This is a genomic window from Chryseobacterium sp. Bi04 (assembly GCF_918698085.1).
Classification (GTDB): Bacteria; Bacteroidota; Bacteroidia; order Flavobacteriales; family Weeksellaceae; genus Chryseobacterium.
Genome location: NZ_CAKKLP010000006.1, coordinates 137,631 through 151,782 on the forward strand (window position 1 = coordinate 137,631; position 14,152 = coordinate 151,782).

Genomic DNA, 14,152 nt, shown 5'->3' on the forward strand with positions numbered 1-14,152 from the left:
AAAATTGAATTAGAAGTTAACTTGTACTCCCATTAGGAATGTTCTTGTATTTGGATAATTATATAAACTGATAGATCCCGGAATAAATGCTCCCCCCGGATTGGTTTGAGTTTCAGAAGCTAAAGCAACTTCAGGATCTCCTGTATAGTTAGTCCAAAGAGCTAAGTTCTGTCCGGAACCATATACTCTGATACTATTTACAGGAAGGGACTCACCTAAGAATTTCTTATCAAAAGTATATCCTATTTCCACTGATCTCAATCTTACAAAATCTGTTTTCTGTAAAAATGCATCTGTAGATTGAATACCATTAACATTAGGTTTAGCTATTACATTGGTATCTCCCGGATTCTTCCAGTAATTAAATGCATCCGTACTCAAGTTTTGACTATAAGCAGAGAAGTCAACAAGATTCTGTGCCATAACATTATAACTATACCCTCCGGTCTGGAAAGAGAAATCTGCATTTAAATCAAATCCTTTGTATCTGAATGTCGTTCCAAAACCACCATACGCACTTGGTAAAGTAGATTTACCTGGCAAAAATTGCGCATCACCTGAATTGTATACATTGGTAACCGAACCATCTGCTTTATAATACAGCGCATCTCCATTGGTAGGATCTACACCAGCACTTTTAACCATTTTGAATACGGTAGGCTCATCACCAACACGCATAAATGTAGTACCATCTAAACTAAGCTGAGTATTATTTCCATATAAACTTTTTACATTATATTTAAGCATAGAGATATTCCCTCTCACAGACCAGTCAATATCTTTACTTCTGATGATATCAACATTTAATTCGGATTCCAACCCTTTAATTTCAATATTTCCAGCGTTGGTTACACTCGAGAACAAATATCCTCCTCCTTCAAACGGAGTATTAGCAATTGCATACAAGAAATCTTTTCTGTTATCTTTAAATACTTCGGCAGTTAATTTGATTCTGTTGTTCCACATCACCACATCTACCCCTAAGTTCTGAGATTCTTTTTTCTCCCACTTAAGATCTTTATTTCCCACAAAATTAGATGGACCCGCTGTAGGATCTGTACCATAATCACCTGATACGACAGCAATAAGATTTTGATAGTCTAAGAGAGCAGCTACATTACCTGTTGTACCAATACTATATCTGAATTTAACATCATTGATAAAAGGTACATCAAAGAAAGATTCTTTTGCTAAGTTCCATGCTGCTGAAGCAGACCAGAAGTTACCATATTTTTTACCTTCACCTAGTCTTGAGTTCCCATCTCTTCTGATGGATCCTGATAATAGGTATCTACCAGCATAATTGTAGTCAATAATTCCTAATAAACTTACATATCTTGTCGAAGTTGTATTACCGGTAACAGCAAAAGGAGTAGACGCGGAACCCACATCAGTAATATCAGGCCCTAACATCACTCTTTTTGTTCCTGATAAACTTCCGAAGTCGTCCTTTGTAAACTCAAACATTGCAACAGCAGAAAGTTTATGCTGCCCAAATGACCTCGTAAAATCGAATCTGTTATTAAATACATAACTCCAGAAATCGGATCTTGTATCTCTGATAGTTCCATCAGGAGTGCCATACGTTACAGCAATATCAGAACCTTTTCTTACTACATATTTATTTTTTCTAAGATCATAGATATTTCCGAAGGTAGATTTAAATGTAAGCCCTTTAAAGAATTCATAAGTACCGGATATTTGTCCTGAAAGTCTCGTTCTCCAGTCTGTAGTCACCTCATTTCTCCTAAGATCAATTGGGTTAATAGAGTTGGTTGTAGGATTAAAAGAACCGTCTGCATTATAGACAGTCTCATATGGATTCAATGTATAAATTGAATAAAATGGGCTTAATGCATTATAAGAAAATCTCTGATCCTGTGTTCTAACATTAGTGATGCCAAAATCAAAAGCTAATTTCATTTTATCACTAACCTGCTGATCGAAATTAAATCGGCCACTATACCTTTTAAATCCATCTAATTCCTGTAAGATACCAGAATCTGAATCATATCCTAAAGAGGCGTAATATGAATTCTTATCACTCCCTCCTCTTACCGATAGATTATGATACTGTATTGTTGAATTTCTTAAGATATCCTTAGACCAGTCATGATCCTGCGCCATTAATACCGCAGCTTTTGTTGGTGTGTAAACTGAATTTGGATTCACTCCTAATCCTGACATCTCGTTCTCAAACTGAATCTTCTGGGCAGTATTCATCATTGTGAAGTTCTTGTCTTTCGGCTTATAGGCATAACCAAATCTTGTATCATAAGTGATTGCTGGTTTTCCTGATTTTCCTCTTTTTGTCGTAATTACGACAACTCCGTTAGCAGCTCTAGCTCCATATACAGCAGTTGAAGCCGCATCTTTTAATTCCGTAACACTTTCAATATCTGATGCCGGAATGGAGTTGAACTGACGTTGAGTCATATAAACACCATCTACAACAAACAATGGATCTGAAGCTCCTATTGTAGTAGAAACATTGACAGCTCCTCTAATTCTGATGGACCCTTGTTCACCCGGCTTGCCAGAGTTGGTAGATACCTGCAAACCAGACATCTTACCCTGAAGCATGTTTGTAATACCGGTACTTGAGGCGGACATTCTTGTAAGCTCATCACCTCCCACTACCGAAACAGCCTGGGTAATTTCTTCTCTTTTCTTCTTTTGTACCCCAACAAGAACAACTTCTTCAATTGCTTTAGTATTCGCTGTATCTTTTTTCGTTGTCTGCGCAAAAGCCGTTTGTCCCAAGAAGAACAAAACTCCTGCACTCAATACGCTTAGTTTAACATTCATATTTAACACATTTTAATATTTTTCAGAAAACAAATATCCCAATAAACATTAACAGTATCAACTTATAAAACACTGAAAAACAATGTGTTATTATATATTTATTTCACTATAAATAAATGATAGCATTAAAAAAAATAGTGAATTATAAAAAATGATAAAAAAAATTCAGTACAAGAGTACATTAACAGAATTTTAACAACCATTAAATATATTGCCAGCTTACACTTAATTATAAAAAACAGTAAAAAAAATTAATATAAATACAGGTTTCAACATAAAAAATCCAAAAAACAATTATTACATATTCTTATTAAAATCAACAAAACTGCACAAAATAAATAAAAAGAATTGCCAAAAACTTATAAAAAAGCAAAGCATTCCAAATAATTGAAATGCTTTATATAATTTTAAGAAAATAATCTTATTTCTGATACATATAATATCTTGCTCCCATAAGAACAGGATTCTCTGATTCGATTGAGATAAGTCCAAATCCCTTATAATCAGAGCGTATAGATTGATGTAATTGTTTTCTATGCAGTTTCTCATAGGTTTCAAAATCAATAGGAGCTCTGTTGTTCAGGTTTTCAAATACGTTCCATTTTTCCACCACTTTTTTCCAGTTTTCAGAAACTTTACCTGCAAAAACTTTTGATTTTGACCCGCTTCCATAGCCAAAGAAACCGATCTCTGTTCCTGACAATTCTTCATTTTCATCAAAGGAAGTCTGTAAAGCAGAAAGGAACGCCATGAAAACAGAAGCGGTATACATATTCCCGATCTCGGAAGAAGCCCGCTGTGTTTTCTCTATTTTATCACTGATTAAATTCAGATAATTTTCAGATTTTGCCACTGCTTTTTGCTCCTCAGGATTGGTATAAGGAAGTCCGTTTTCAAGACTATAGATTTCTGTAAATACCCTTTTACCATGAAAAGCATAAGGAAGATGAAAAATAATATATTTCCAGTTTTCATAAGGCTTTTCCTGTCCTGCAACTTCTTTATAATGCTGATAAGCTTCTCTTATTCTGTCCTGATAGCACTGATTGGAATACTGACCGTCAAAAACAGGTTCATCCGTGAATATTTCAATAGTATCCGGGAACATTTCAGGTGCATTATGTAAGTCTTCTTTTTTATACTGTCTTCTCGGTTTGAAAAAGTCAAAAACACTTTCTGATGCTACTCCCCAGTGATTCTCTATTTCAAGCAGATCTGGCTTTGAAGAAATCAGTAAAGCAACGGCTCCCCCTCCCTGGGTATATTCTCCTGAAGAAGCCAATTCATATTTCGCATAATCGCTGGCAATAACCACTGCTTTTTTATTGGGATTCACCCTTACAAAATCAAGGGCATTATGCAGGGCGTCTACCCCTCCCACACATGCAAAGGTCATATCTACAATATCACAATTTTTGAAGGCTCTTGTTCCGAATTTCTCCTCCAGCACTTTTTCTACCATCTGTACTGCATATGACGCAGTAGGCTTTGCTGCATCCAGAGCACTTTCCGTACCCAAGTAAACTCTTGAGATCTCTCTGGGATCAATGGTATAATCATTAATAAGTTTGAATAATGCTTCTGCCGCAAATGTTGCTGCATCTTCGTGAACATCGGGAAGCCCCATTTTATGAAGTCCCAATCCTTTTTCCAGCTTTGCAGGTTCAATCCCTCTTTTTTCAGCTAAATCCTTAATTTCTAAATATAAACCGGGTATATAGTAGCTCGCCGCTTCAATTCCAAAAGTCATTTTATTCTAATTTTTATACGAATTTAGAAAATGTAACCTGAATAACCTGTCAATATATCATGACTTTTTACTAATTATTTATAATTTAACTTTTTATTTCTGACGATCAATTATAAAAAAGCAGCATCACAAAAATGTAATGCTGCTTTTTCAATCAGATCTACTGAGTCTATCTAAAATTTTCAATAGCTTTATTCAGAGCGTCGATCTGTTTATTGATACTTGCGGATTTTTGCGGATTTTGTTTCAGCAATTCCATTTTTTTGCTTAGTCCGTCTTTCAGCATTTGAACAATCATCATCTTAGCCTGTGGGTTATTTCCCATATCGCTCTTTGCATAATCCAACATTTTTGTAATGTTTTCCACTGCTTTTAGGTTGTCAGAGCCCATGATCCAGTTATATCCTTCTTCTGCTGTTTTACCCAACTCCGGATTCTGGAATTTTACAAACGGATAAAATGCAGCAAGTGGAGCGATATGTTCCATTTGAGAGCTTATCTTATTCTTCACAATAACCGGAAGCAAAAGGGCCAGCAACTCATCTGAAGCACCATCCAGCTCAATTTTATCAGCTAAAGCATTGGCCCGTGACGGATCAATGGTAAGAACAGCACTTAAAGAGTTTCCTTTAACTGCATTGGAAACTGCATTCACCCCTTTTTCAAATATCGGCAGGTATTTTTTATCTTTTGTTTTAGCCAACGCACCAATAGCCGCAGCCTGAGCCAATGTTTTAGGATCATTTGAAGCGATTTTTTCAACTTCTGCTCCCAGGGCTTTCATCTGATCGGAATTGGTAAGATCCATTAATTCCAACGCTTTAATTCTTATTCTAAAAAATGGATCTTTTAATGCAGCAGCCAATAATTTTATAGCTGCAGGACTTTTTCCTGTCTGATCTTTAATTCCGGCTAACGCTGTATATCTGCTTTTGAATTCTTTAGAATTGGTAAACTGCAGCAGGTTCTGCTCCGGTGTTTTGGTATCCGTGATATCAGCTACCAGTATTCCGTCTGCATTGATATTGACAAGATCCGGTGTTTTGGATACGTCAAAATTAAATGTATTCCTGTTTTCAGCATTAACCCAAACATTGTATCTTTTGGGTTTACCATTATCATACACATCAATAGCCAAAGGAAACTCGAATAATTGATCCTGAGTTTGATTAACTGTTACAGCAATCTGTTTTTTTACAGGTTCAAAAGTAAATGAATAATTCAATTTTGGGTTTCCGCTTCCAAAGTACCATTGGTTAAAGAACCAGTTCAGGTCTTTCCCTGAAACCTTTTCAAAAGAAAGCCTCAGTTGATGGGCCTCAGCATTCTGATATTCATTGGTTTTCAGGTAATCATTCATACCGGCAAAAAAAGCATCATCCCCAAGATAATTTCTTAGCATATGAAGGATTCCACCTCCTTTCTGGTAGGTTACCAGGTCAAAAACATCTTCACGGGATTCATAATTAAATCTTACCAGGTTTTTCTTAAAGTCCGCAGGGTTATGAATGTACATATTTACATCCTTCATCTGGTGATAATCTGCCTGATCTTTTCCATACTTGTATTCATTCCAGAGATATTCGGAATAATTGGCGAAGGATTCATTCACGGTAAGGTTACTCCAGCTTTCTGCAGTTACAAGGTCACCAAACCAATGATGGAATAATTCGTGGGCAATAGTATCTTCCCATTTATTTTCATCAATCAGCTGCCCCGGTTTTTGAAGGATATCACTTCCGTGAAGGGTTGCCGTAGTATTCTCCATAGCCCCACTTACATATTTTCTTCCGGAAATCTGTGCATATTTTGCCCATGGATAATCATAGTTCATCTTTTTGGAGAAAAACTCGATCATCTCTGGAGTATTTCCGTAGATCTGCTTTACGTAAGGCTCATATTCTTTCTCGATATAATAATCAACCGGAATATTTTTCCATTTGTCTTTTACAACAGCATATTCTCCTACTCCCATAAAGAAAAGGTAGGTAGAATGTCTTTTATCCATTACCCAGTGATCTGTTCTCAGGTTGTTGGATTCTTTCTGAGAATCTTTTAGAATACCATTTGAAAGGGTTACATATTTATCCGGAACCGTCATATAGATTTCCTGGGTAGTCTTTTGATTCGGTTTATCTATTGTTGGGAACCATGCAGAAGATGATTCGGTTTCTCCCTGTGTCCAGATCTGTGTAGGCATATCAGGTTCTGTTCCCTGTGCATTAATGAAGTAAAGTCCTTTTGCATCATTAATAGCCATGCTTCCTTTTTGTTTTACTTCATTCGGACGGGCTGTATATTTGATATAAATGGTATAATCCTGGTTCTTCTGATACATTTTGTCCAGCGTAACCTTTAGTGTTTCGTCTTTGTATTCGTATTTCAAAGGAGATTTCTTGCCATTAGCCTCAAGGGCAACTTCATGAATCAACATTCCTTTAGCATCCAGAGACAATTCATTGGTAGGATAAAAATAGGGTGAAGCAGTAAGCCATTCTTCCCCGTTCATCTGTTCTTTCTGATAATCAAAGTTTACTTTCAGCTTAGTATGTTTAAGCTCTGTTACTTTAGTATGAGTGGCTCTGTACACCTTTTCTCTTCCTGAAGCCTCAGTTTGTGCCGATACATTAGCGGAAAATAAAATCCCAAGTATTGCAATGGATAAAATGGCCTTTTTCATTCTTCTATTTTATTATTATTTTTAGAATTATTTTTTTATTATTATATCAAAAATATCATTAACAAGCGTTTCGTAGTCACCTGTTTTCAACTGTTCTTTTGTTTTGGCAAAAGCTTTTTTCAGCTCACTCTCCGGATTTTCATCATCGATGATATCTACGGAAGCCACTCCTTTCAATTGAAGTAATGCATTTTTAAGTACTTCTATATCAGCAGTTTTTTCAAGATCTACTTTTAAATATTTCATGAGAGATAATTTCCTTTAAAATTACAAATTTCTTTTGGGGCAGCCTACGGACACCGCATGATAAGTTCATGGGAACAGGAATTTGTTACAATGATACCTGGATTTATTATTGCATTTGAAGAAAATCTAAGAATGAAATGAAGGATTCTAAAAAAGTGAATTGAGTACCTCTTTAAAGATAGAACAGAAGATAGTTAATACGCTGTAGGATAGATCCCGTTATTTTCCAGCTGAAGTCTGATTCCACTGTCATCTATTGAAGCACTATCTTTTTTTATGTACTCAAGAATTGCTTTTTTATTATCGGGATTATTAAATGACATCAGGTGATACAGATAATTCCTGCTCTGAATTTCATGAATAGTATCATTTGTAAGAAAATGAAGATACTCCCGCTGTAGCTGCTGAGCGTATTCTTTCTTATGCCAATTACTGAGATAAAGAACCGCCGAGCCTCTATGTTCCTGAAATGCCAGTTTCTCAATCTGCTTTTTCAGATGATCTGAATAGGTCCTATTCCTGAATGCTGTCGTAAGAATGAGCTCAGAAGCATTCTCAGCAAACAAAAGCATACTGTCCAGTTTTTGCATCTTAATATCTGATCTTACCTCTTCAGGTTTCAGCGTATTGAAATATTTTTGATATAAAGGTTCGGCAAGGTATTCATAGTCGATGATACATCCGTTCTGGGTATGAACCTTCCCTTTCCTATTGAGGAATTTTTGAAAAACTGCTGTAACATACTGAGGGTTTATTTCTAAAAGTCCTACGGCTGCATACATAGCAACTGCATTATTTTTATTGTCGGTAAGATTTAGCAGCTCTTCTTCTGAAGCCTGATCATATAGCTTTTTGGCATTTTCAAAATTAAGGTTTTCAGTACCCCCTTTTGCTAAGGCTTCTGTTTCATAGGTGTTTAAAGTTGAAATATACCTTACGATCTTTCTCAAATGATGAGGTACCTGTACAGAATCAAAGACTGCCTCTTTAGAAAAGTTCAGGTCTTCGACAAGAATATCAGCTATCACTTCTTTATTCTCTTTCTGAGTACAGCTGAAGATAATAACAAACGTAAAGGCAATGACAAAAACACGGGAGAATAGCATTATACCGCTACAGGAGCTTTGATTCCCGGATGCGGATCATAATTTTCAAGCGTAAAATCTTCAAAATTAAAATCGAAAATATCTTTGATTTCCGGGTTTAGCCTCATGGTAGGAAGAGATCTTGTTTCTCTTGAAAGCTGTCTGTTTACCTGTTCGAAATGATTGTTATAAATGTGAACATCACCGAAACTGTGCACATAATCTCCTACTTCCAAATCACAAACCTGCGCTACCATCATTAATAAAAGAGCATAGCTGGCAATATTGAACGGCACTCCAAGAAATACATCAGCGCTTCTCTGGTAAAGTTGCAGGGATAATTTTCCATCCGCTACATAAAACTGGAATAAAGCATGGCAAGGCGCCAATGCCATATTAGGGATTTCCGCAACATTCCATGCGGAGACAATCAGTCTTCTGGAGTCCGGATTTTTTTTAATCTGATCAATTACTTCTGTGATCTGGTCTACAATTTTTCCGTCGGCGCCGTTCCAGCTTCTCCATTGTGCACCATACACCGGCCCAAGGTCACCATTTTCATCGGCCCACTCGTCCCAGATGCTCACTCCGTTATCATTAAGGTACTTCACATTCGTATCTCCTTTCAAAAACCAGAGTAATTCGTAAATTATTGATTTCAAATGCACCTTTTTAGTGGTTACCAAAGGAAAACCTTTCGACAGGTCATATCTTAGCTGATACCCGAATACGCTTCTTGTTCCGGTACCTGTTCGATCGGTTTTATCTGTTCCGTTATCTAAAATATGTTGTAAAAGATCTAGGTAGTTTTGCATTTTAAAAGGAATTTTATGGTTCAAATTTACTAAAAATGATCAAAAAAAACATCCCTTTTTATGAATGCTTTTTATAAGACAGATACTTGCTTTCTATTAAAGAACTGTATATCTGATCTCTGTAAATTAATTATTTTAATTAACTACAGAATAAAAACACTGACATCATCGCTGTTTCCTTTCATTGATTTCAGCTGACCGTATTTATTTTTTTCAATGAATTTGTCATTCCAGTATTCCAGGCTTACCGGCCCAAATTTTATAAGTTTCCGGTATTTACTTTCGTCAATAATATCTTTTATTCCATAATCAACAGAGATATCTCCTACCGATTTCAATTTTCCCATTCTGCTGTTATCAATGACATCATTGGGCCAGTAGTCGATGGTAAAGTTTCCTATTTTCTTTATTTTGCCCCATTTTTCTTTATTAAAAATGGAGTCGTCCCAGTAGTCTACATCAATATTTCCAATGTTTTTCAGTTTACCATACCGGGCACTGTCTTCATTTAAATCATCCCAGTAGTCTATTTTGACATCACCCATGCTTTTAAGCTTGCCATATTTGTACTGGTCAAAATATTGATCATCATAATAGGTAAGTTCTCCATTCAAATCAGAATTATGAAAATCAGTAATCTCTCCCTGAGCATCAATTGTAATAATAAAACCGTCCACTTTAAGGTTTACAGATTCCAGATCATAGGTTTTTCCTGAGATGTTAGCACGGATTTGGGCTTCCAGAGCCATACTGCTCCATAAAAAAGTAAAGAAAAATAAATATTTTAATTTCATAAGTTGTTTACCAGATATTTTCAATGACCTGATTCATTGTATTGATTGCAAATACATCACCCATTTTCTTGCCAAACATGGCTTTTACCAATGGTGATTCTGCTGAAACCGTCATTACTTTCTGATTTTCAACGGTAATTTCCCCTATCGAAGCTGCAATATAAAAAAGCCCTTTGTCGGTTTTTACCAAAGCTCCGTTCTGAACTTTTTCAGAGGGATCGGAAGTTATTTTCTGCAGAACAGCCTGTTGATTTAAGGTTTCGTTAAGCTGTCTCTGAAGGTTATTGATTTCCTGCTGAAGCATTTCACGTCCGGTTTCATATTTATCACCCATTGAGCTTTTTGTATCATTATTGGAAGCCCGGGTTTCAGCAATCAAGGTTTCAAAATTCCGGATTTTTCCTGCAATTTTTGTATTGATTGTATTTATTATTTCCTGTTTGTTCATTATTGTAATTCAGGTTATTTTTATGATGGATGAGTAAGCCATCCCGTCTAAAATCAAAGATTTTGACACCTCCAGCGGAAGGGGACTCGGTATCTTTGAAAACTAATGTTCAAGGTTTCACAATCTCAGCCAGAATTGTAATGGCTTCAGTATTTATTTTTCAAAAACAGCATAATCTGAAACTTTGAAAATGAAATCTTTGCCGTTACTGAAATCTCTTTTTGTCTTATCAAAAACGTTTTTGAAGATTCCCGATAAATGATCGTCTTCAACGGTAAAATCTACAGGTTCTTTTGACATATTCAGTACTACCAGCACCTCATCTTTTCCATTTTTTCTTATATACGCAAGAATCTTATCATTTGCTGTTGTATTCAGAAAATAAGTGGTCACATTCGCATCTCCTCCTCTTAAAGCAGGATTGGAAGATTTTAAATCCAATAATGTTTTATAAAAATCTGCAGCCTGGTAAGTATTGGTCCATTTGATAGCATCTTTTTCAAAAAACTCAAGCCTTTTCATATTGGGAAGTTCCTGACCTGAGTATAATAAGGGTATACCATTCCATGTGGCTGAAAATACAGCCATAGGTTTTGTAATGACACCATATTTTTCATACTCCGTTCCATTCCATGAATTTTCATCATGATTGGTCGTAAACCAGGCCCTCATAGACTGGTCTCCTATATTGGAATATTGAATCAATAAATCTTTCAGTTCCTGAAGTGGTTCATTTTTCTTATAATAATCGGCTGACTTATGCATCCATTTCCATGAATAGCTGGCATCAAAAACTTTCCCATATTCGGGGCTTTCCAGTTCATCAAATTCTCCCAGCCAAAAAAGAGGCTTTAGTTTTTCAACTTCCGGGCGGGCCTGTTCCCAAAAATCTACTTCTACCCACGAAGCAAGATCACATCTGAACCCGTCAATATTTGTTTCTCTTACCCAAAATTTCATGGCTTCAATCATCTCCTGGCGCATTTCCTGATTTTTGTAATCCAGTTCGATAATATCATCCATTCCGGAGGCCCTATGAAATTCTCCGTCAGGGTCTTTTAAATAGAATTCAGGGTGCGTTTTGGTCCATACATGGTCCCAGCCCGTATGGTTAGCCACCCAGTCTATGATTACCTTGAACCCTAACCTGTGGGCTTCATTTACCATATCTTTAAAATCCTCAAGTGTTCCGAATTCCGGATTCACTGAAGTATAGTCGGCGGCGGCATAAGGGCTTCCCAAACTTCCTTTCTTATTCTGCTGGGCAATTGGGGTAACAGGCATCATCCAAAGTGTTTTTATACCCATTGCTTTCAGGCGGGGCATCTCTTTGGCAAACGCTTTGAAAGTTCCCTCTTTGGTATATTGTCTTACGTTTACTTCGTAGATATTGGTGTTATATTTCCAATTTTTTGGCAGCTCTGTCATTTTCCGGGTATTTTTCTGAGAGGTACAGGAAACAATTCCCAGACCAATTAAGGTTAATAAAATTAATTTTTTCATTAATCTATTTTTAACAAAAGTAATGATTTTGCAAAGTAAAAGGAACAGGAGGCAAAACCATGAAAAAGTTATTGGAAAAATTGACAATTGAACTCATGGGTCAGTTTTGCGCCAAATGAATGTGAATAAGTCTTAACATTTCAAACGTGGCATATTACGTATTTTTTCACTTCTCTTCCATCAAAAAGCCCCGGATCAAATCCAGGGCCTATATTGTATTGTTTATCTCCTATCTTTCGTTGTCATCGTCATCTTCATCATCGAAAGCGTCATCATTGTAGTCCTCTTCTTCCTCATCATCAAAGCTGTCATCTTCATCTGAAAAATTACCCCCTGTTCCGAAATCATCTTCAAATCCAAAATCATCATCCATTAAAGGGGTTGCTGATTTCTTTTTGGATCCTGTGTTTCCGCTTTTACTTGGTGCCTTCAATGGAACATTTCCAAATCTATATACTGTAATTGGATAATTAACACCTTTTGTTTCTTCGATAACTTCTATAAGTTCGCAGAAAAATTCCCACAGATCAAGAAGTCCGTACTGGAACTGAGCTTTGTCACCTACATTTTCAAAAGCTTCATCAATGTATACGTCTGACATAATCTCACCGTCACCATCGTCACTCATATCTTCTAATGGGACACTTTTTACTATTGTTCCGTCATTTTCCAACAGATTAAAAGTAGAAAGCTCATCTCCCTGCAGACTGAATGCACTTTTAATACCTAAATGTAAGTTCCATAACGTTTGTTTTCCCTTAACTTCAACATCTCGGAAAATATCCTCTTTCGCATCTAATATTACGCGGATTTTGTAAACCATATCAGTTTCTTAAATTACTTTTTTGCCTTTATAATTATGATAAATCTCTGGTGCAAATATATAATAAATGAGAGGTGACAAAAAAATATTTCAAGATTTTTTAAAATATTTTTTTTTCTTACATTTTGCCAAAGTTATTTACTTTTTTCCAGCATGAAACTGAACTTTGTGCCTTCAAGGTATACACTTTCTACGGTAATGTTTTCGTTATGAGCTTCAAGGATGTGTTTTACGATGGCTAATCCTAATCCGGATCCGCCTTCTCTTCTGCTTCTGCTGGTTTCTACACGGTAGAAACGTTCAAATATTCTTGGAAGAATTTCAGATTTAATTCCCATTCCGTTATCTATAACTTCTATCAGCACTTTATTTTTTAAGACGCTTGTTTTTACAATTACTTTTGCTTCCTGCCTGTTTGCATAATGAATAGCATTCGAAATAAGATTAATAAAAACCTGTGAAATCTTTTGTTTATCGGCATCCACAAAAATTTGCGGATGGAGGGTCTGGATTTGTAGGGTAGTATTTCTTTTTTCAGCCTCAAGATCGAGGAGGTCAAAAATTTCTTTGATCAGAAGGTTAACATCGAATTTTGAAACGGTAAGATTAATTTCACCAGCCTCGAGTCTGTTGATCATATCAAGATCTGTAACAATAGCGATCAGTCTTTCAACAGATTTATCGATTCTTTCAAGGTATTTATCGCGGATAATGAGATCTTCCACGCCACCATCTCTCAGGGTTTCTACATAGCCCTGAATAGAAAACAGCGGGGTTTTAAGCTCATGGGAAACATTTCCGATGTATTCTTTACGGTAACTCTCCATTTCCTTCATCATGTCAATTTCTGTTACCTTTCGCTGATTAAGGTCCGAAAAACGTTCCCCTAATTCTTTAATGGTAATATTTTCATCATGGTCATGAACAATTTCCTGTGGAAGAAGCTGAGAAAGCCCTCTTACCTGTTTTCTTCCATAATAGCTGAAAAGAAGCTCTAATACAACATAGTTGATAATAAAGATCATAACAACACAGACAAAAACCCCCGCTTTGAATAAAGGGGTTTCATAATAAATATCCTTTAGTGAGTCGAAAACAACTACTAAGAAAAGCATTACCAGTGTCAGCAGACAGGAGGCAACGAAGGTAAGTCTGTAAAATTTCAATTTTACAAAGTTTTAGGTTTGAACGTAAAGGTAG

General features: G+C 36.1%; 11 protein-coding genes. All 11 read right to left on the reverse strand.

Features of this window, described 5'->3' with window-relative positions; translation table 11 throughout:
- Positions 1-9 precede the first annotated feature (9 nt).
- A complete protein-coding gene (locus tag LQV47_RS11755; protein WP_230037065.1) occupies positions 10-2,808 on the reverse strand; it encodes a SusC/RagA family TonB-linked outer membrane protein in 2,799 nt (932 codons plus the stop codon).
- Positions 2,809-3,229: 421 nt separating this feature from the next.
- Positions 3,230-4,558 (reverse strand): hydroxymethylglutaryl-CoA synthase, encoded by a 1,329-nt coding sequence (locus tag LQV47_RS11760; RefSeq protein WP_230037067.1) that lies wholly within the window; start codon positions 4,556-4,558, stop codon positions 3,230-3,232.
- A 169-nt stretch (positions 4,559-4,727) separates the two neighbouring features.
- Positions 4,728-7,238, reverse strand: a complete 2,511-nt coding sequence (locus LQV47_RS11765; protein WP_230037069.1) for a M1 family metallopeptidase — start codon at positions 7,236-7,238, stop codon at positions 4,728-4,730.
- Between the two features lie 27 nt (positions 7,239-7,265).
- Entirely contained in the window at positions 7,266-7,484 is a 219-nt protein-coding gene (locus LQV47_RS11770; protein ID WP_230037071.1) for a hypothetical protein, read from the reverse strand.
- 194 nt (positions 7,485-7,678) lie between these two features.
- A complete protein-coding gene (locus tag LQV47_RS11775) occupies positions 7,679-8,590 on the reverse strand; it encodes a hypothetical protein (RefSeq protein WP_230037073.1) in 912 nt (303 codons plus the stop codon).
- Positions 8,590-9,384 (reverse strand): thymidylate synthase, encoded by a 795-nt coding sequence (locus LQV47_RS11780; protein ID WP_230037074.1) that lies wholly within the window; start codon positions 9,382-9,384, stop codon positions 8,590-8,592. Before LQV47_RS11780 ends, LQV47_RS11775 begins: the two co-directional genes overlap by 1 nt.
- Before the next feature lie 143 nt (positions 9,385-9,527).
- A complete protein-coding gene (locus LQV47_RS11785; RefSeq protein ID WP_230037076.1) occupies positions 9,528-10,178 on the reverse strand; it encodes a hypothetical protein in 651 nt (216 codons plus the stop codon).
- 7 nt (positions 10,179-10,185) lie between these two features.
- Positions 10,186-10,626: a GreA/GreB family elongation factor gene (locus tag LQV47_RS11790; RefSeq protein ID WP_230037078.1), complete on the reverse strand. Its 441-nt coding sequence runs from the start codon at positions 10,624-10,626 to the stop codon at positions 10,186-10,188.
- A 153-nt stretch (positions 10,627-10,779) separates the two neighbouring features.
- Complete coding sequence (locus LQV47_RS11795; RefSeq protein WP_230037080.1) at positions 10,780-12,129, reverse strand: alpha-amylase family glycosyl hydrolase; 1,350 nt, start codon at positions 12,127-12,129, stop codon at positions 10,780-10,782.
- Positions 12,130-12,358: 229 nt separating this feature from the next.
- Positions 12,359-12,952: a plasmid pRiA4b ORF-3 family protein gene (locus LQV47_RS11800; RefSeq protein ID WP_230037082.1), complete on the reverse strand. Its 594-nt coding sequence runs from the start codon at positions 12,950-12,952 to the stop codon at positions 12,359-12,361.
- A gap of 134 nt (positions 12,953-13,086) precedes the next feature.
- Positions 13,087-14,118 (reverse strand): ATP-binding protein, encoded by a 1,032-nt coding sequence (locus LQV47_RS11805; RefSeq protein WP_230037085.1) that lies wholly within the window; start codon positions 14,116-14,118, stop codon positions 13,087-13,089.
- Between the last annotated feature and the right edge of the window lie 34 nt (positions 14,119-14,152).